The 21,021-nt window shown below is 47.0% G+C and carries 11 protein-coding genes and 1 pseudogene; 10 read left to right on the forward strand and 2 right to left on the reverse strand.

What is annotated here, in order from left to right:
- Positions 1–254: 254 nt before the first annotated feature.
- From HRU42_RS03080 to HRU42_RS03115, 8 genes are all read left to right on the forward strand, one after another.
- On the forward strand, positions 255–2,924 hold the full coding sequence (locus HRU42_RS03080; protein ID WP_295028879.1) for a hypothetical protein: 2,670 nt from the start codon (positions 255–257) through the stop codon (positions 2,922–2,924).
- Between the two features lie 59 nt (positions 2,925–2,983).
- On the forward strand, positions 2,984–3,670 hold the full coding sequence (locus HRU42_RS03085) for a hypothetical protein (RefSeq protein ID WP_295028880.1): 687 nt from the start codon (positions 2,984–2,986) through the stop codon (positions 3,668–3,670).
- Positions 3,671–3,856: 186 nt separating this feature from the next.
- Positions 3,857–10,039, forward strand: a complete 6,183-nt coding sequence (locus tag HRU42_RS03090; protein ID WP_295028881.1) for a TcdA/TcdB pore-forming domain-containing protein — start codon at positions 3,857–3,859, stop codon at positions 10,037–10,039.
- A 256-nt stretch (positions 10,040–10,295) separates the two neighbouring features.
- On the forward strand, positions 10,296–11,681 hold the full coding sequence (locus HRU42_RS03095) for a hypothetical protein (RefSeq protein WP_295028882.1): 1,386 nt from the start codon (positions 10,296–10,298) through the stop codon (positions 11,679–11,681).
- Between the two features lie 32 nt (positions 11,682–11,713).
- A complete protein-coding gene (locus HRU42_RS03100) occupies positions 11,714–12,841 on the forward strand; it encodes an imelysin family protein (protein WP_295028883.1) in 1,128 nt (375 codons plus the stop codon).
- Positions 12,842–12,988: 147 nt separating this feature from the next.
- Complete coding sequence (locus HRU42_RS03105; protein WP_295028915.1) at positions 12,989–14,611, forward strand: di-heme oxidoredictase family protein; 1,623 nt, start codon at positions 12,989–12,991, stop codon at positions 14,609–14,611.
- Positions 14,612–14,889: 278 nt separating this feature from the next.
- Positions 14,890–15,417, forward strand: a complete 528-nt coding sequence (gene hemG / locus HRU42_RS03110; RefSeq protein WP_295028884.1) for a menaquinone-dependent protoporphyrinogen IX dehydrogenase — start codon at positions 14,890–14,892, stop codon at positions 15,415–15,417.
- 39 nt (positions 15,418–15,456) lie between these two features.
- Complete coding sequence (locus tag HRU42_RS03115) at positions 15,457–15,990, forward strand: cytochrome b/b6 domain-containing protein (RefSeq protein WP_295028885.1); 534 nt, start codon at positions 15,457–15,459, stop codon at positions 15,988–15,990.
- Between the two features lie 61 nt (positions 15,991–16,051).
- Here HRU42_RS03115 and HRU42_RS03120 read toward each other — a convergent pair whose 3' ends face one another.
- On the reverse strand, positions 16,052–16,699 hold the full coding sequence (locus HRU42_RS03120) for a thiol:disulfide interchange protein DsbA/DsbL (protein ID WP_295028886.1): 648 nt from the start codon (positions 16,697–16,699) through the stop codon (positions 16,052–16,054).
- A gap of 779 nt (positions 16,700–17,478) precedes the next feature.
- Here HRU42_RS03120 and HRU42_RS03125 point away from each other — a divergent pair.
- Positions 17,479–19,113, forward strand: coding sequence for a CHASE domain-containing protein (locus HRU42_RS03125; RefSeq protein ID WP_295028887.1), 1,635 nt, complete (start codon positions 17,479–17,481; stop codon positions 19,111–19,113).
- A gap of 124 nt (positions 19,114–19,237) precedes the next feature.
- Positions 19,238–19,684, forward strand: a complete 447-nt coding sequence (locus tag HRU42_RS03130; protein WP_295028888.1) for a diguanylate cyclase — start codon at positions 19,238–19,240, stop codon at positions 19,682–19,684.
- A 138-nt stretch (positions 19,685–19,822) separates the two neighbouring features.
- On the opposite strand, the pseudogene HRU42_RS03135 reads toward HRU42_RS03130, so the two are convergent.
- Positions 19,823–20,976 (reverse strand): annotated as a pseudogene (locus HRU42_RS03135) (hypothetical protein).
- Positions 20,977–21,021: the final 45 nt, after the last annotated feature.

Below are 21,021 nucleotides of genomic sequence, written 5' to 3' on the forward strand. Positions count from 1 at the left end.
ATCGCATTTTATAAGCTATTGCTCCCACGGGTTAACATTCTTGATCGGGTTAGGGATCTGATTTATCCAATTACCGACTGAATTTATCAAATTTCCGACTGAACTTGTTAGCTTGAGACCCAAATTTATTTGTATAGTCCAAGGCCACCGAGGGCCAGACGGTGGTTATCTGCTAATTATATTTTGGAGGAAGTTGACGGAAAGCGTCGTCATCCAAAGTTAAAAGTTAACATGCTACAAAGGATTGTAATACAGTGAAAAAAATCATTTTTCTATCTATTCTGGCCGTTTCCTCCCCCGTGTTAGGGTCGGAGTTTTGCCCCATTGATGACGAGCAATATCTGTTGGATGAAGAGAGTTATCGTGTTCTACAGCAAGACAATTATAGGATATTTAGTCGTGAGGTCAGTCCTACGGACGCCTTGTTAACCTCTCCGCGGGGAGAATTGGCGATCAAGGGGGAGCTCCCTGAGGCGCTGGATGTTTTTTCGGCGACGGCGTTAAACTTAACTAGGGGGCCCGACGAAGCATTGGCTCTGACGAGTGCTGAGTCCCTTAGATTATTGCGCTCAATGGGGAGAACGGCCGAAAAGGTCGCCGCAGGCGCATTAGAAGCCTTGGGGCCAGTGGGTGATATCTTGGCTGTCGGCTTGTGGGCCGAGGATGTGGCCGAGACATTCGCAGACGAGAGTCGAACCGCCTATGATAGATTTGAGTCCATCATGGGGTTGATCGATGTGTTTGGCTTACTCAAGGTGCCAGAGCGAGACATTGATCGTAAGATCATCGCCAGCCATTGGGACAGCATAGCAAGCGGTGAGCATTACAGTTATACCTTACACCAAGATCTCGCCACTCAACAAGATCATATCGACAAGGTGCGTTGGGCGCATTTCTCTGATGGCTATGATAAGTTTCTGCAAAGAACCACGCTGGATTTTCTCATCGACGTGGGGCTCAAATATCAACTCCATTACATAGAGGCCGTACAGGGTCAGACTCAAATGGCACAAGAACTGATCAATGGTATCGATCAGGAGCTGTATAAGTCGTTAATGACCCATCTGGCGCTAAATGAAGCCGCAGAGCGAACTTTTTCTGCGGACATTCAGCATGGGTGTGCTGCTGAGTCCAGGCAATTACTCACATTACTGGCCCAGGAGGCCAGTGGCCTAGATAACAATCGCCCCGGCGGTGCTCAGATAGATGAGCGTGAGCTCAACAGTAAGCTAGCCCGTGTCCAGAGTTGTCAGCTCCAGAAGATCAGTCATCTAGCCGATAACTTGTATCGCATGAGCCAGGGAGACCTAGCGGGTTTTAGCGCTAGCCAGACTCGTGCGTTCTTTACCCAAGCATTCGATGCCAAGCAAAACATCATAGATACCGCCGCGACTAATCTGGAACAGATCAGAGCTAGGCTAATCGATGAAATGCGCCAGCAAGGGCATCAGGCGATTGGGCAACTGTTTGCATCTGGCGCCGTAGCCGGCACCCAGGATTTTATCCTGCGACAGGGTTCGCGCTCTGCCATCGACGAAATGGTACGCAGCTTGCTCTATCGCTCGGCAACTGCCAGCGAATTAGACTCAGGTTTGATAGTGCTAGCTCCTAGCTATGAAACCTGTGTTAGCCAAGGAACGCTCTTTCCTCATACGGAATGCACCACGACCCCCGCAATTACTCGGCAATTTAATGTTAACCAAGACGACATCCTCAGCACCATAAGGTCGCCACAAATCGAAGAATATTTAGCCATGTTCGATGAACACTTAGGCATGTTAATTGATGCGGGCTGGAACATCGAATATCAGGAGAACTGGTTGCAGGTGCAAGCCACGCATTTCCTAACTCAACAAACTGCAAGACCCGAGGCTGAACGCCTCGATGCTGAGGTGAGAAGGTGGTTATTTGATCGCGATCTAGGTGGCGATTGTACCGGGGGAGCGTTTAACTGTGGCGGATGGAATTCTGGCTATTTAGCCGATGATGGCGTTCATAGGGATGTGTCCCTGCGTACCATAGAGAATTGGTTAGCAGGTTATGGTGATAATATTTTTGGTGATGATAATCACTCATCCCGCATTTATGGATTAAAATATTTAGTGCCTTTGGCCATTAAGGCTAGATGGAGGAGTGATGAATGGGAGAAATACCATTATTTTGCTCATCCCAGTAGCGTGGATATCCAAGCCACGGCGCCGAAAATATATGCCGGCTTAATTCAGGCTAGGGAGCGAGGAGCCACAACGGTGGAAGCGCTGGTGGCATCGATGAAGGTCACCATGAAGCTGGCGATGGATTTATCCGAGACTCAAAATCCTTTATGGCTCAATCAGCAGATCGGCGATTTTCATCGCTACGCCGTTATCGCCAAGCTGCAGCGAAAAACCACGGGTCATCCAGATCCAGCCTTAAGTTCCCCCCTGTTCAATGAGACGCTTCCAGCCAACCTGCTCCGTTTTGCGACTGGGAATATTGCAAACGACTATCGAGCGCGATTGGTGCAGTCTTTAAGGATGTTTTTAACGGCATCCGATACCGAAGATTGGCAAGCCCACTACGGCAGTAATCCTCTGAGCCCCCTCAGGATTAGCCATGCCGATGGCAGGCGCTATCAGGATATCGACTCGCTTAATCTCGTTGAGCAGCTGGCCGCGATTCAAGTGGTCACGCAGGAGTATATAGACACATCGGCACAAGGTTGTGATGTGGATTTCGCCCCTTTGCAGGCGGTGTTTTTCGCGATGTCAGGCAATCAAAACCTGCAAGTCTTGCCTTTTCTCCCTAGGTTCGTCCATGAACTTGGCATGGGCGTCGATTCATTGGCGTTTATTCAGGCTATAGCTAGTTCAAGGATGGCCGAGCTAAACCTGAGCTGCGAGCGCAGTAGCAATTCACGATCTAACCGCAACGATGGGATTTAGGATGAAGAGTACACTTAATGCGAGCCATGCTTCGATTGGAAAACCTGGGAGTAGCCACTATGTTTAATTGCAATAAGTCTTGGTGTCAAAGGCATCTATCGCTGAGCGTGTTACTTTTCGCCAGCATCATTGCCATCCCTGATGTCGATGCCGGTGTGTTCGATGCGTGTTTTAGCCCATCAGAATATCAAGCCATTAGTGCCGTCAAGTTAAAAGTGAGAGCGGATACTAGAGCCAGCGATATGGGGATTTGTTATGACGCGGCGGTGTGTTTAGCCCGCTCCGAAAAAGCCTTGAGTAAGCAGCAGGTGACCTATCTCCTCGCTGCGATGAAAAATGAGCCAGGCGTTAGATACACGCGCGAATATCGACAACTAATGGGCGTGAGTCTTGACGTGAATGACTTATCACCGGTGTTAAATTTAGATGAGGTCACAGAATCTGGTTTTGTTAATTTTCAGGAAACCTTTGAGAACCAAAATATGATCCATACTGGCTACATACAAGTTACCAGTGATGGGGAAACGTTTTTCTATCACGCCAATGGTCATACTGGCGATACTTTTCTTATGCGCGGAGATGCTGAGATGCCAGTGCAGGCTGGACGTACTAACCGCTATCTCTTAACCCCAGATAAGCTAGGTAAGTTTAATCTTTGGTTGGAAAGTAGACGTCTCAGAATTCATTACACGCCAGTGAGTGAAGTGTCCGCCAATATAACCGCTGGGATGCGCTTAGCCCTCTAATAATTTCAAACCTAAGAGTCTTCGAATTTCTAGTCATAAAAGCCCCTATTTTTTAGGGGCTTATCTAGCCTGGTCGCAAAAAAATATTTTTAATATAGAGGGATAGCTAGCAGTACCTGCTCTCATTTTATGATGTTATCGAACATGACTCGCGACTATGAATCATTATTCAAACAAGGATATAGTATGAATAAAACCTTTCTTGCAGTTGTTATTGCTTCATTGTTAACCAGCGTGCCCGTTTTTTCAGCCGAGCATGCAAATAATGAAGCTGCCATCGACAATGATCTCGGCGTTCGAGCAGGAGAGTCCATAAAAGCCATACCGCCGATGTTAATGGGCTATGGGAGTGATAGGCTCACGGTCAATACGTCCCAAGCGATGAGCGAATTTATCAAGGACCCCGAACGCTTCTTAAGCGAGCATACGGTGGATGTGATTGAATTGATAAAAAATGGCATCTTGCCTGGACATGGCTATGCCAGGTTAGCGGCAACGTCTACAGGATATCAATTTCATCTTTCCCCAACGGCTGGCGTCGATACGGCTCCCGCCTATTTCCTTGGTTTCAATGGCCGAACTAACACATCACCCGCTTATGTGGATATCCCTAAGGCCGCCTTGGAGGGCAGTTTCCTCCTCACTGGATCTCTGACAGGATGTTCAGTGATTGTAACCGATCTTAATGCGACCCATTATCGCGTGTATCACGATGGTCGAGGGGGGAGCTCAGTCTTATATGACAATGTCGTCATGTCGGTGGATTACTCAGATTATCAGGGTGTTGGAGTGGGTGATTACGTCGCAGCTAGCTATCTCTTGTTCAAAGGTGGTCGCTGGCAAATGATGTTACAGCGCCAATCACAACACGTAGTACCGGGAGATCTGGGTGAACTCAGATGGCTTAAGCGTGATGGGGCCGAGGGTGTTGCCATTATTCAAACCCCAGAGCGAGTATCAAATAGCCTGAGGGAAGCAAAATTTGCAGCAATGCGTCGCGGGGACCAGGACCAGTTGCTAAAGCGCGCCGCAGAGCTCAACATCGACGTATTACCACGACCTGAAGATCGGCCGATTGACCCAAATGAGCCCATGAATGTGGCGGAAAACTCGGCCTTGACTCAATGGCAAGACTTACGTGAGCAGATTAATCGAGGCATAGCCAGAGAGTTAGCGCCAGCATTTGCGCGTAGAGATACTGTCTATGATTTGTTAAAGACTGCCAGCGGGGAGCTAAAAACACGCTATCAGGCTGAGATTAGAGCGATAAGGGTCACCGAAGCGTTTTACAGAAATAAATACCAGCCCGATATTACGGCTTCTATCGATTCGGACCGCATGTGGCTATGGTTAGATAAAAAGCAGCGTGAGGGGACCCAAGCTGTTATCGCGATCGATAGTGATCTGGCAGGAGGAGCCGATCTACGCCTGGTCGAGCGCTATACCAATTATCAAACCGTACTCAAGAATTTAACCGGTGAGCGACAACAGAAGTATCAGCAAGGCCTGGCCGACTCTGGCGAGGTGGATATTCCGGATTGGCGAGTGGATATGACGACATCAGAGATGATGGAACTCTTGTTAGATACGTCTAAGAGTCTTAATTTTAAGCATAAGGGCGCCCTAATATCACGGATCAAGGAAAATTATAAGCGAGACTTGTATCGAAACGCACTGGATAAAACCCAGAAAGTAGCGACCTACATACAAGCCAAGGGGGGAGAAGTCGCCCAGCTTATGCCACAAGCCTTCATATTGTTAGCTAAGCCGGGTCGGTGCTTACCCTTGTCGCGAATGATGGCCTCAGCCATAGCCAATAAAGGGGGCGAGGGTATTCGTGATTTTGCGGCAAACTTATACGCCGCCGCGGCTGATCCCGAATCGACAACATCCAGAGCGGTTTATGAAACAATAGGCTACTTGCATGGTAACGATGAGGCGATGTCGGCAGAAACAAAGCTGGGGAATCGTCGCATTCAACAAATAACGGCAGACTTGCAAGCCGAGCACTTGGGCACCAATGGATCCATTTTCATGTTGATGAACACTAAGGTTCATACCATGCTAGTGGGAAAAACGACCACGGCTAAGCAAGACAAATATTATTTTTATGATCCTAACTTTGCCGTGTTTACCTTTGACAATGCGAAATCATTGGCTAAAGGCTTGAGCGAACATTTAGTCAAGCAATCTTATGCTCATTTATACTCTGCCTATGGCGAGGATAAGCGTTCTCCCGAATTTGAAATGCGTCGGATCGATACCGAAAAAATGGTGAAAATACGGTTATCCAATGGGTTATATGTGTCTGATATCATCAGTCCCGAAGACAGAGTCCTTAACGTGAGCATAGATCAAACGGCCGCCGCGGTGGCACAAACTACGGATAGCCTGCAAGCCGATCTTAAGCTAAAGTCGGCTCTGACTCTGTTAGAAAGTGTCAATATGGCTGAGGATTTCTTTACGGCGACGCAGCAGCTCTTCCAACGTGAGGGCCTAGATCATAATTGGCTGCCTGTGTTTGAAAATATCACCGACAATGCCGATGGCAGCTATACCATNCCTGTNATCAATAGCCTTNACACAGAGCAAGTACGTGAGCTGATCACACGGGATGAACGTATTTGGCAGTTTAAACGTCATTATGAACATGCCTTAGAGAGCATTAAGACTCGCTATACCTATGCCAACGGAGAGTTGCTTCCCCGGCATGGGGTGGCCGAGGTCGAGCATGTCGATGGATTGAATTCTGCTTTTGCGGTGCAGAGCATTATTTCTTGGTTCCAAAATAAGAGTCGTTCCTCGGTGGCGGGTCAACATTTACCCCAAGGGTTGAGCCAGGCGCTGCGAGTCCACACCTATGTGAACCTGACCCAGATAGCTCACGGCACCGTATTAGATGCCAGCAAAATCGTCAAGCTATACCGGGTGGCGATCAGCGAGGGCGAGGCGGTGACCGGCTCGACACTTTCAGCGGTGAGCCATACCGTAAACGAAGGGGTAAGCATAGGCTTAGGCTTTATCAATGTGGTGCTCGACAGTTATGAGTTGGCGCATGCGCAAAATGAGGTTCAAAAAGCCGTGTATGGCACCCAATTGGTCTTCGACTCGGCCAGTTTGGTGACCAGCGCAGCAGGAATTGGTGCCGGGCTAATTGGCGCCTCAACTGCGGGTGCCTTCCTCGGTGGTGCTGGCGTCATTGCCGGTGGTTTGGCGGTCGGTTTTACCGCGCTGGCTCAGGCATTTGGAGAGGTTGCTGACGATGCCAAGGCGGTGGGGCAAATTTTTGCAGACATAGACTCCGCCTATCAATCTGGTGGTTATGTTAGGGTCGATAAGGTGCTAGATGATGGTGAAAACTATCATGGCATTGAGCCTAAAGATGGCGCAGTGATCATCGAGCTGGATCTTCAGGCCAATCGACTCAGGTTTGATAGCCAATATATTTATCGCACCCATCATGGCAGTACAGGCTCGGGTAAGATCAATTACTTCTTCTGGGCTGGAGATATGCCCACACAAGTGCGGGATAAGTCACAAGCCATTAATGTCAGAGAGGGGATCGGATATTCAGATACCGCCAGTTTCGATGCCCAAGACCGTATTCTGGTGCTGCCTGCAACGCCTAAATCTTATATCAGTTATCAATATCAAAATCTGCCAGGTGCGACCACAAGGCATGATGCCGGATTCGATGTGTTACGTAGACTCGAGCAGGATAAGCGTTTTGACTATGATTTCTATACTTTTCCTTCGGAATATATCATTCGCACTACGACTCAGGAATTTGTTCACACCAATATCGCCGTGATCTTGGATGAGCAAGACAGACAGATCTACATGCGTAAGCTAGATGATGAATTAAATGGAAAATTACATTATCAATTCACGGGTTTCAAGGGTGAATATCATATCGTGTTGCAGCCTGGAGCCAGCCTCTCGTTAGCCGTCAGCTCACGGAAAGCGCGTGGTACAACTTGGGTGCTGGATGCTCGCCATCTAGATTCACAGCACATCAGGGTGCAGCGAGATCACATCAGTGTTGGCGGAGTGAGGGTCTCTCTCTCTAGCCTACAGACAGGTGCGATATTGGTGCTCAATAAGCACAATGAAGTTTTTTATATCGATATGGAGCAACAAGCGGCGATATTAACCGTAGAAGATGCGAGTACTTGGGATTCCAACCAGGCCTTGCAGGCTCATCTGGCCAGTTTGGCTACCAAGCAACAGTTAAGTGGTCAGTTCGTTGCGGTGCAAAATTATCATCCAGATGCGGGGCAGGACTCGGTTGGCCAGGCTTTTTATCAGGTGAGTGAAGATCGTTTCATCTTTACCAATAACTCGGCGAATCACGATTTCTTGAATCAAGCCAAATTAGTCTCTATCAAACAAGATCGGGCTTGGTTCAGCCATCAGGCAGCATTATGGCAGGTCGATATCGCTACAGGTAAGGTGTTGAAGCAATATCGAGCCTTGGGGTTCGATTCCGGTGCTATCGCAAGCAGCAGGGCGTGGCAAGAGGCTGAACATTTATACTTTTCCATCGAGCAAAAACGAGACAATGGCCAGCTAGTGGCTTGGACCTATCGTGTGGAAGAAGACAGGCTTCTGTTGATCTCTGTTCAGGGGGATACCGAGCTGATGTCGGCCGCAGGAAACCCAAACCTAGCTAATTATCCTGACGTTGCCGAGCTGTTTTCAACAGGTGAGCACTGGCTAATACCCGAGCATGATCTCGACCCTGAGGTGTGGATTGATGCCGAGTTAGATCGGGCCATCACCCTGTCCGGCAGAGTCGATGGCATCAATAAACGTTATTGGATCCTACCAGGTCATGTGGGTTTACAGGGCGTGATCGAGGCCAATCTAGGGCAAGCGTTACCCGATGATTTGATCTTGGCTTTTGTCACCCAGGTGAGTAGTTCCAGTGATAAAGCCTTCTATTTCTATAGTCATAGTGAACAAAACTTATATTTCCAGACAGATAATGGCTTAGAAGGAACCCGCGCCAACAGAGTCGATATAGATTCACTCAAATCTGTGTTCACCAATAATCAGCAGTTGTTTGCGTTACAGCAAGGCGGCAGCTTGTTACTCCTGGATAACTCAGGTCAGGCGAGATTAGCCGGGGTGAGTGCTGACTGGCTTAAAACACATAGAAGCTCATTGGTGCCGTCACTGACGTTACTCACAGGGCAACATGAGCTCACGCTGGAAAATTTGGTGTTGTTGGGCTTAAGCCACAGCAATAAAAAAACGGTGAATGTCTGGTTCGATGTTAAAAAACGGCGCATGGTCGTCGCGGGGCGAAATCTTGATGGTCATAATCTGTCATATCTCGGCTTGAGTCTAGATGAACAAGATGCCTGGATATACGATTTAAGCGAACAGGTGCTTTATAAACAGGCGCTAGAGACGCAAGGATCGTCTCTAGCGCCGAATGAGGACCTGCTTGTCTCGCTCGATATCTCGGATGCGGTGCTGTATCAGCCGTTAGGCCAAGACATCAGCTTGGCCGTGCGTCAAGGAAACTATCTACACTTGACCACGACAGAGGGACTCGTGTTCCGTTTGGCGACGAGTGCATCTGTCTTAGATGAATCCATCTTGATAGCGGTAACCTCAGCCTGGAAAGAGAGGAATAAGGCCGATCTGCGGGGTGGATTGGCATTTTTAGCTTATCCTATGGTCACTGCTGTGAAGATACAGGGCCAGGCTCATCAGGCTCCAGCTTGGTATTTAAGCCAATCTAAACAGGTGATCGGTTCGAGTGTATTGAACGCCAGTCATTATCTCGAATATCTGGGTAAAGATCATGCCGACACGGATGCGTATTTTATTCATGACGCGACCACTAAGCAGTTGCTAAGGGTTAAGGGAGATACCTCAGATGTGCTCGGTTACTACGAACTTGCTCAGCTAGAGGAGGGCAGCGTCCTGGTATTACAGGCTGATAAAACACATAGAAATGAGCGATTAACATTACCACTTATCAAGGGGGTAACAAGTGTGATGATTTCTGGGGCAACCGAGGATCAAACCTATGTGCTAGCCGAGAAGGAACTGGCGTACTATCGCCAGGTAGTGGTCGATGTTCATGGCCGAAATTCCAGTCTTAGATTAGCGCTAAGTGATGCTGATTCACTCTTGTTACAAAGAAGAGATGACGATCTGGTTTTATACGATGCCGACAGCGATACAGGCATTGTGATACGTAAGATAGAGGAGGCGAGTGAGCGTAAGTTTAAGCTGATAACCAAAGAGAAAACCGTCTATTTTCATCAGATTTTGGCAGAATTAAACAATGAACAACTCGTAGATGACCAGGTGATTCATTGGGGAGGCTTGCTGGGAAAAATCAATCCGTAATAGGGCAATGCTCCCCAGCCTGTAAGAGTGTTAACAGGCATTATCCTATCGATTATCAGGCCAGCTTTCGCTGGCCTGATTTTTTGGGACTCTCAGCATCACAGTTTAGGTGTTTTTTGAATCGCTGGTGATAACTGTGTAGACGCATTGTAAACAAGATCGAAAACCTAAGTGTAAATTTTAATGCAAATGATTTTCATTTGTTGTATTTTGTTCGCGAATTTAGGTGGTGATGTTAATTTGTGCGGAGAGATAGATGAAAACCAAGTTAAGTTTGTTGGCTTTATGTGTAGCTGGATTTAGCTGTACTAGTGCCATGGCGGCAACAGACCCAGCTCAATTAGAGCTGGCGATTGCTAAACAGGAGGCGGAACTCAATAAGCTTAAACACGATCTCGCTGAGTTAGCTGCCCAACAAAAAATGCAACTAAAGCAGCAAGAAGAGCAGGCTGAGGTGGTTGCAACTGCAAAAAAAGCGCTAACTGAAAGTAATTGGAGTAAATTTTCTTTCAAGTCATACGGCAGCATGACTTACACCAGCGATGAGTATTACCAGAACGTACAAGATACCAGTCCTGAACGTCGTAGCCGTTTCGATCTCGAACGCATTGTCACCGAGTTCGGCTACCAGTTCAACGATCAATGGGATATGGAAGTCGAGATCGAGTACGAACATGGTGGCACCGGGACATCCCTCGAATACGATGGTTTCGATGAGTTCGGTGAGTTTGAAACTGAAGTCGAAGCCGGTGGTGAGGTGATGATCGAGAAGGCGGAGCTGAGATATCGTCCCAGTGATGAATTCGGTGTCAAGTTCGGTAATATCCATCTGCCAATTGGACTATCAAGCATCTTACATAAGCCAGATCAATACCTGACGGTATTGCGTCACCGCAGTGAGACGGCCATGTTACCTGCCGTCTGGAATGAGATGGGTGTCGGCATATTTGGTGAGATGGCTAACTTCCACTATCAGGCTCAGGTTGTCAGTGGTCTAAACTCCGAATATTTCCGTACCTATGACTGGATTGCATCCGGTCACCAGAAGCGCTTCGAGCATGTTAATGCCGACGACCTCGCCTACGCACTGCGTCTGGATTACGGCAACTTTAAAGAGGGCAGCGCCGTCGGCGTCGCTTATTACTATGGTAATACCTCAGGTAATCGTCATAAGAGCAACAAGGTTAGCGGTGATGGCACGGTTAGCATCTTGGCCGTATCCGGCGCCTTCGTACAGGGACCTTGGATCTTACGCGGTCAGTATCTCAATGGCACCTTGAGCGATGCCGATGCCATCACTCAGGCAAACAAGACCACGCCGGGTCTAAAACCAGGCAACTTTGCCCAGCTTGGCTCAGAGTCTGAAGCCTTCTTCGTCGAGGCTGGTGTGGATTTGAGCTATTTCACTTCGGTCCCCATTACCATTTTTGCCAATATTGATTATTCCAACCCGCTAGCCGATGTCGATACCGGCACCGCGTCTAAGCGCTATGAGAATACCTGGACCAGTATCGGCATTAACTATTTCCCCATTCCTGAAATTGTTATCAAGGCCGAAGCCGGACGTCAGCAAGTGGCCGTGTCTTCAATTGCCGATACTCACTTTTTTGCCCTGGGCGTGGGTTACAAGTTCTCGCTATAACACCTAATTATAAAGTAAAAATGGAGCTTTACATGAAACAACTTAAGTACTCAGCAGTCGCAATAGCACTCATCTCTACACTCGCCGCATGTGGCGGTTCAGATAGCGATGACAAGTTTGAATTTGCCGCGACTGAGATGATCACTAACTTGACCGACGATGTAATTATCAGCGGCTACTCGACGCTGGCGATGAAAGGCGAGGAGATGCTTCTTGCGTCTCAGACCCTGGTGAATGACCGGACTCAGGAAAACCTGCTTGCAGCACAAGAAGCCTGGAAGGCGGCGCGTCAACCCTGGGAACAAGGTGAGTCACATATCTTTGGCCCAGTAGATTCATTGAGCATAGATCCGCACCTAGATAGCTGGCCACTGAACACCAGTGATCTTACTGAGATATTAAAGGACAATGCCGGTGGTTTTTCTGCCGATACCATCAAGGGTTGGAACGATGATATTCAAGGCTTCCACACCATGGAATACCTGTTATTTGGTGATGGCGTCGCCGATAACGAGAAGTTGATTGCCGACTTAAGCACAGAGGAAGCGGAATATCTGATGGGCTTAGCGGATGTGTTCCGTGAGTACACCAAGACCCTAGATGATGCATGGCAGGTGAGCTATGACGGCCAATCAGCTCAAGCCTATGGTGAGTTTGTTAAGAACCCGGGAACAGCCGATAACACCTTCTACACTTCTCAGGTCGGCGTGGTACAGGAGCTGGTAAACGGCATGATAGGCATAGTGGATGAAGTGGGTAACGGTAAGATTGCCGATCCATTTGGCACGTCGGCAGCCACCGCCGATACCTCTAAGGTTGAGTCGCAGTACTCATGGAACTCACTGACAGATTTCAGCGATAACATCATAGGTGTGCGCAATGTCTATCAAGGTGAGCTAACGGGGGCCAGTGATAAGCAAGGCATTATCGATTTCGTTATGGCCGCCGATGCGACGCTTGCCACGCGGGTAGGCAGTGAAATTGATGATGCCATCATCAAGATCCAGGCTATCAAGGGCTCTAACAACATGCCATTTCGTCAGGCAATCGCAGATGCAGACGGCCGCGTAAAAATCCAGACTGCCATCGATGCGCTTTCTAAGCTACAGGCTAGTCTCACGGATGAAGTTTTGCCTCTACTTAATAAGTGGAAAGTATAGCTCTCTAGCTAATATCGATGTGATTGGATAAAGAAAGGAGGCACAGCAATGGCCTCCTTTTTTAATACCAAGCAAGCTGTTTTAGCAGTATCTAGCTCAGGATAGAGAAATACTCGCTTAAGTAAAAATGTGTGTGGGATGAAGATGATGAATGTTAATCGCTATAAATATACCAGATTAGCTGTCGCTATCTGCTTTGGCTTAACTGCCTGTGGTGGCTCAGGAGACGATGCCCCTGAACCTAAACCCGAAGAAAAAGTATACCCCAGCTTTACCGATATCAAGGCCAGCGGCGGAGAGACGACGACCTTTGATGCCTCCGAGTCCGGTCATGGTTTCTCGACGCCAGCGCCTAATTTATCCGCTGCGAGTCTGGCGCTTCACCTCGAAGGCGATCTTAGCTTCGAGACAGCCTTCACCACGGCGCCAAACGTCGAACATCCAGATCTCGATGGTTTGGGCCCGGTATTTAACAATACCGACTGTAACTCATGTCACCAGCGAGATGGTCGCAATTCGACGCCTTTAGTGCCAGCCGGTGAAGCCCGCATAAAACTAAGTTCTGCCACTGGGCTATTTCTGCGTATCAGCAAGGCAGCTGCAGAGCCATGTAGCCAAGGTACTGCGGCAAATGATTACTGTGCGCCAATTCCAGTGCCTAATTTTGGCGGCCAGCTGTTCCACCGCGGCGTGCTCAAGGCGCGTCCAGATTGGCAAGATAATATGTTTGGCGGCCAGGCGGATGTGTACCTCTCCTATGAAACTAAGGAGATGACTTATGCCGATGGCTCAAGCATCATTCTGAAGAAGCCTTTGTTCGCGGTAGAAAACCCTTATGATGCACCGGGTGAGACCCTAAGCAGTGCTAACGTGACATCAGATATCCTCCAGGACGATGTCTTGCTGGGCTGGCGTAACGGCATGCCCGTATTTGGCCTGGGCTTGCTCGAGGCGATTCCCGAGGCGGATATCTTGGCCTTGGTGGATGAAAACGATGCCGATGGCGACAAGATCTCCGGCCGGGCAAACCTGGTATTCGATGCGATAAAAGAACGTGCGGGTGACACCCATCCTGTGTCTCTGGGGCGTTTTGGTTGGAAGGCCAACACCCCGAGTGTACGCGTACAATCTCTGGGGGCTTTGCGTGGTGATATCGGCATCACTAACCCACTGTTTCCCGATGAGAGCGTATTCGGTACTGCCTTACATGATAGCTATCTGACCAGAACCGGCTTCGTTGACACGGGAGAAGATGTCAATGGTGAGCCCGAGGCGAGTGCCGAGTTCAGTGACTCTGTGGTCTTCTATGCCGAGACCTTAGCCGTGCCAGCCAGACGTAATGTCGATGATCCCAATGTACGTGAAGGCGCGCGCCTGTTTGAGCAAGTTAACTGTACCGGTTGTCATAAGGCCAGCTTCGTGACTCAGTCCTCTGGCGATATTGGCGGCGTGCCTATGATAGATGCGCTTAAGGGGCAGACCATCTATCCTTTCACCGACATGTTGCTACATGACATGGGCGAAGAGCTAGCCGATGGCCGTCCTGATTTTCTTGCCGACGGTAATGAGTGGCGTACCCGCTCATTATGGGGCATAGGCTTGACTCAGACGATAAACCCGTTAGCAGGCTTCCTGCACGACGGACGTGCAGCCACGATGGAAGAGGCGATATTGTGGCATGGCGGAGAAGGTGAGCAGAGTCGCAATGACTTTATGGCGCTGACTAAGACGGAGCGAGATCAAGTTGTCGCCTTCTTGATGTCACTGTAACGCCTAGCCTGCTAGTGTTAAAGCTAGCTAGTGTAAAGCCTATGGTTTAAAGCCTGTAGTCCAACTTATGGCGGAGCGAGTCATTGCTCCGCTTTTTATTTCCTGCCCTTATTTCCCCTTGTTCTACCTGCTACTAGATACCTAAGATAATAATTTGTGATGCAGATAAAAGTATCACTGACTTTAGCCTCGTGCCTCGTGATCTGTTTCAAGTAAAAAATCATTTATTTACATTAGTATATTGGTATTCGATCTGTTGAGAAAACCTTGGAGGGAAGGTGGACAAGATCTTGATTATTTATTCCAGTGTGCACGGCCAAACCAGAAAAATTTGCGCATATATTGCCAGCCAGCTAAGGGCTAGTGATAGCGGTTGCGACGTACAGCTCGCTAGCCTTGGAGAGCAAGTCGATTTAGACAGCTTCGATAAAATCATCATAGGTGCCAGTATTCGCCACGGCAAACATCACCCTGAAGTTTATCACTTCATTGACACCCACCTTGAGGCGTTAGACGCTAAATCTAGCGGCTTCTTCTCTGTGAGTTTAGTCGCGCGTAAAGCCAGTAGGAATACTCCCGAGACTAACCCCTATATGCAGGCTTTCTTGAGTAAGACCCAATGGCGGCCTAATTTCGTTAAGGTGTTTGCCGGGAAGCTGGATTATCAGGGCTATAACTGGTTAGACAGGAGCATCATTCGCTTCATCATGTGGATAACCAAGGGGCCAACGGCGGTGAACACTAAGATCGAGTACACGGATTGGCATCTAGTCGATGTTTTCGTCAAGGAACTCGATCTGCTCTAGTGTTTGCTAGGGGAGCAGTTATATAAGTAGAAGGTTTTAATGGCTAATTCTTCAGTTTTAAGTCGGCTGCTTGCTAAGCTGGTCGACTATCAACATGTCTGTATCATCATCTTATCTGCGGTGTTGATTAGCACCAGTGGCTGGATCTTGATGGGACGAGGCCTGCGTAACAGTGCTTCAATATGGGATTATTTACATGTTTACTTGGGATGGGTCACTGCTGGGCTGTCGGTGAGTATGCTGATCACTCATAGTGTGAGGGGTCAGTGGCGACAAATGTTTCCTTGGCTGCTGGCTGACTTTACTCAGCTCAGTAGAGACCTCTCCGGGCTGGTTAAAGGTAGAATTCCTGTGGCTGGCGGGCGTGGCTTGTTTAGCTGCATCGAAGGCCTAGGGATATTACTCTTAGTTGGCGTTGGTTTTAGCGGCGTGAGCTGGTTTTTTCTACAAGGCAGTACGGATGCTTTACTGTGGCGCGGTTACCACATCTTGCTAGTGAAAGGTTTTATCGGGTTTATCTTGATACATGTTTTCTGTGCATGTCTACATCTACTGGATTTCATCAGAAATTGAACTATAAACTAGGGCCTAGACCCTAGTTTATAGATATTGTTTAGGCTTACATCTACTGCTATTACTTACGCTCTAGGGCTAGGTAATTAATGAGCTCGATCAGCTCGCCGAGTGTGCGGATGGAACTCATGTTGACCGCATATTTGTCGTTGACAACAAATGCCGGGACACTCTGGATTTGAAAGTCTCTTTGCTGCACGCGCCACAAATCAATCTTGGCATCGACGGCTTTACTGTCGGCGATAGCATCATATTGGCTAATATCGAATCCATTGTCGCCGAAGACCTTCTTGATATCGTCACGATTATTAATCTTTGGCTTCTCATGTGCGCCGTGATCATGATCATGAGCGCCTTCGTCACCTTGAATCGCGGCAAACATGGCGAGAGTCATCTTGTGACCGGCATTGAGTTCTTGAATCACAGCCAGAGAGCGCATGACTTCTGTACCTATTGCGTTATTCATAAAGTCTACATGCTTGTTATCGAAGCTGACCCTCTTATCTAGGCTGGCTTTAATCTCACCAAGATACTGTTTTTCCATGTTGTAGCAGTTATGGCAATATAAAGATAAAAATTCGGTGAGTTTTGGCTGCACGCTTGCCGTTTCGGCAATCTGAGTGTAGTGCTTACCTTCTTCAAATTGTGCGGCAAAACTACTCAAGGGGGCTAAAGCCAGAGTTAACGCTAATGCTATGTGTTTTATCAATTGATTGTCCTCAAAAGTGATAGGTGAAGCTGGCTTATACCGACGGGTATTTAATATCGAAATATTTGCCTGAATAATAAAACAAGCTATCGATACGCCATTTAGTATCTAATAAATCCAGCATAAAAGGTCATACTTAAGTATGACTTAATTAACGGGTGCCAGCTTGGGGGGCAGTGTGATCTAGGTATGATTTTCGAGAATTATTTTTAGGTTTATTTGGTAAAGTTTGTCACGCTTCACAAACTTTACCAAATTGAGTCGCATCCCCATCCAGTCAATATCAGGTTTCAGTGATAGGTTTTTTAGCAAATCGTCTAGGGGGAAATCATCCTACATTTTGATTAATTGGCATTTAACTCTGCCCTAGGTCTGTTTAATACCAATTGGTATTATCAATGAATTAATAAGGAATAGAAAAATATCATTTGATTTTTTGAATGTTAGAACTAGTCTAAAGTAAGAGTTTTTATCATTTTTTCATTGTTTATCATGATGTCTCTTATCATCGGCTTAATTTTTTTCTAGATTATTTCTTATCGGTGATAAAAATTAGATGATTGGGGCGGGAGTTAATTGCATAAAAGGGATAACTAATATAACTTATTTATGTTGTTTGTATCGCACTCTGGCATTATTTTGACCCTTGGAACTTTAAGCTTACTGGGGGGCAAGGCTGGTAGCCTTTTTTCTTTTTTAAAGCAGAGTAAAACATTGTCACATCTTGAGTCTACTTCTTCCTTTGTCGCTCTAGTCTATTTAAGTCGAGAGAGTTAATCATGCGCACCTTGAGCATTTTCTCTAACTACCTAGTCCTGTTTTTCATGTTGATAGGCATCCTACTATCTGCTGGGATTGGATACAGCTTCTATCAAAATGAGACATTAGCCATTGAGTCCGATTTTAGGCGAGATGTTGATGATAAGGCGGCAGCCTTAGAACGAGAGCTGTTGATTAATTTAGAAGTGCTCCATGCGGTCAAGGGCTTATACAATAGTTCAGATAATGTGACCGAAAGTGAATTTAGAACACTGGCCAGTAGCTTCTTGGTTAGGCATCAGAATATACAGGCATTAGAGTGGGTCCCTAGGGTGACTCTGGGCCAGCGCGAAAAGTATGAGCAGCAAAGAAGACAACTTCATCCTGATTTTGAATTCACCGAGCGTGAGTTTCAGGGGAGTATGATCCGAGCGACCGAGCGAAAGGAGTATTTTCCTGTCTATTATGTCGAGCCTATGGAAGGCAATGAGGTGGCTTTCGGTTTTGACTTAGCATCAAACCCAAAACGAGATAAAATCCTTAAGAAGTCTCGGGATCTAGACCTCTCATTGGCGACGGCCAGCATCACCTTAGTACAGGAAACATCCAATCAGAAAGGGTTTCTGATGTTTATGCCTATCTATCGAGGCGAGCCTAATACGTTAATTAAACGTCGAGAGAACTTGATAGGCTTCGTACTCGGGGTGTATAGGATCGGAGATATGTTCGAAACGGCGATCAAGTATACCGGCGCTCAAGGCATTAATTTGACATTGGTTGATAATACCAGTGTTTCAGCCGAGCAACTTTATTCCAGTTATGCTAGCGAGCAACGTCTCAATAGGACTCAGATTCAGCTCACCTACAATAAACCCTTGGGTCGATTCGGAGGCCGACAGTGGACCTTAGTGGCGACGCCTATGCTTGGCTATATCGCGGAACGTAGAAGCTTACTGCCTTTCATCAGTTGTGCATTCGGCATTTTATTCACACTGCTTTGTGGTGCTTATACCTATGCCATTATTCGACGTAGTTTTTTAATCAAGGTCGAGGTAGAGGAACGAACCAAAGATTTGAATGAAGCCAAATTGGAGCTAGAAGAATTATCTCATACCGATGGTTTGACCAAGATTGCCAATCGTCGCAAATTTGATGAGCAATTCGAGAAAGAATGGCACAGAGCCGTTAGAAGTAATACTTCACTCTCCCTCATCATGATCGATATCGATAACTTTAAACAGTTTAATGATCATTATGGACACTTGGCGGGAGACCAATGTTTGCGGGATGTGGCCAAGTCATTGAAGAGTAGCATGAGCCGTAACACAGACTTAGTCGCTCGGTATGGTGGTGAAGAGTTCGTTATTTTACTGCCAAATACCAATGAACCCGCACTCTTGGCTGATAAGTGTCAAATGGCTATTGAAAAATTACATATTCCCCATGATCCGTCGAGGGTCTCAGAATATGTGACCATCAGTCTTGGGGTGATCAGCGTCAACCCGACACAGAACAGCGACCCTTTGGCTTTCAGTACCAAAGCAGATAAATTATTATATTTAGCCAAAGACTTAGGAAAAAATAGAGTATGTATCGAAGAACCGTTAATCTTGCAGAAGGGGGATGTGATAGATTTTAAAGCCCCGAAGAAGTAATTGACGCCCTCTATTCGAAGCCTCCCTCTCTTAGCTGCACTCCGATTATTATTTCATCATCATCAGCTTAAGATTTAAGCTTAGTAACAAGTTACTGACTTTAACCTTAGTTTGTGGTTAATTCTTGGGCGTATATCGAATCGAAGACATGTTCGACAGTGCGATTAAACGTACTTCAGCACAGGGTATCTATTATTTATTAGCTGATAAATCATTAGATCCTGTCTATGGGCAAGATATTAACCCTGGTTTAGCCGAAGACGCCGGTGTGCTCTATTCTAATATTTGTGCTGTTAAGTGCGCTATTTATCTATGCCATATTGAGGTGAGCCGACTCGATAGAGAACAGAGAACCGCAGATCCCAATGCTGCCAAGCGTCAGTTAGAGCAGATATCCCTAACCGATAGTTTAACTAAGATCCCCAATCGGCGCAGTTGCGACGAAAGCTTGCAGCAGGAGTGGCAAAAAGCGATCAGAGACAAGTCTCGACTCGGCTTAATGATGATAGATATTGACCACTTTAAGCAATATAACGACACCTATGGTATCTGGCGGGAGATCAATGTTTAAGAGAGGTGGCGCAAACCTTGAGTCTGACGCTCAATAGAGATAAAGATCTTGTGGCTAGATATGGCGACCCGTCGCTTTTCACCGTGAGTGTCGGCGTTTGCAGTATATTTCCGGATAAAGACGCGGATATTTTGCAGTTTATCGCTCAGGCATACTGGTGTGTGATTTCCTGTGGATCTGCCTCTCTACCAAGCTTGATAAGATAAACATCAACAGGTAGCCGGTACCTAGGGCTAATATCACCGCCACAACATTGTCAGTCACTTGGCTATAAATATAGTAGCTCGCTATTAATCCCAAGATGCCACTGACTCTAATCATCAAGCTTTGGGTAAATAAGCCGTGGGCTTTAATAAAAGCATAGTAATGAAGAAACCTGAACCGACGATGGCGGCCAGCTTATAGATCCACTTTTTTATCTGTTTAATTTGCAGGGTGTCAGAATGTCGAACACATACGGCGAGTTCAGGCAACACGAATCGATAGATAGGGAAAACAAACAGCAATGTCAGATAGGTGATCACAGGCCTAACAACCACCTGAAAGTCTCCGAGTTCTTCGATGCTAAAGTGAGCGATTGTGAGTAGCACGGTAATGTAGATCATCAAGATGCTGGCCCCCGCCTCCAGGGATGCGGTAAAACTTTTTTTCACGAAGCTGACTAGGCTAGGGTCCATATTTACCGAGTCAAAAGGCGTTGTCGCTATCTGTTTTCGTCGGCTGATAAACATGAAACCAGCCATGGCGAGAGAGGAGAGCATCATGGAAAAGAATAGCGAGGCAATGGCGGCTTGCCCTAACAGATAGAAGCAGATAAAGAAGACTAAGATCTGGGCTAAGGGCTCCATCCAAGTCACCTTGTTGGAAATATTGTACATACGGTACATGGCTATCTGATTGGTAAAGTAGACCTTGAATCCCATGCCTAAGATGATACCGACCAAGTGTAAGTACTCCACTTGGATACCTAATGTGTGCTTGATATAAGGTAAGACGACTCCCCAGGTGAGCAATACCATAGTGATCAGGCTATAACGAAAAATATTGGTTATATCTTTATCATTCTGTGTTTGCGAGTAGCTCACAACCATGGAGGAGCGAAATCCTGTCATCAAGATCAGCGACAGTGAGATGATATCTATGCTGGTGTGATACAGAGCCAGATCTTCTTTGGCTACCCATTGGGCTAGCCAAATTTTAAAACCAAAGCCGATAGTTATACTGGCCAAGGTTGCCCAAAGACCGGCGATAAAAGCTGACTTAACTCGTTCGATAGCTGTGGTTTGCATCATACTCCTGGCCGATTGAGGGGAAAAAGATAAAGCAAGCTGAACGAT

Origin of the sequence: Shewanella sp. (assembly GCF_013214165.1) — a bacterium.
Lineage (GTDB): Bacteria > Pseudomonadota > Gammaproteobacteria > Enterobacterales > Shewanellaceae > Shewanella.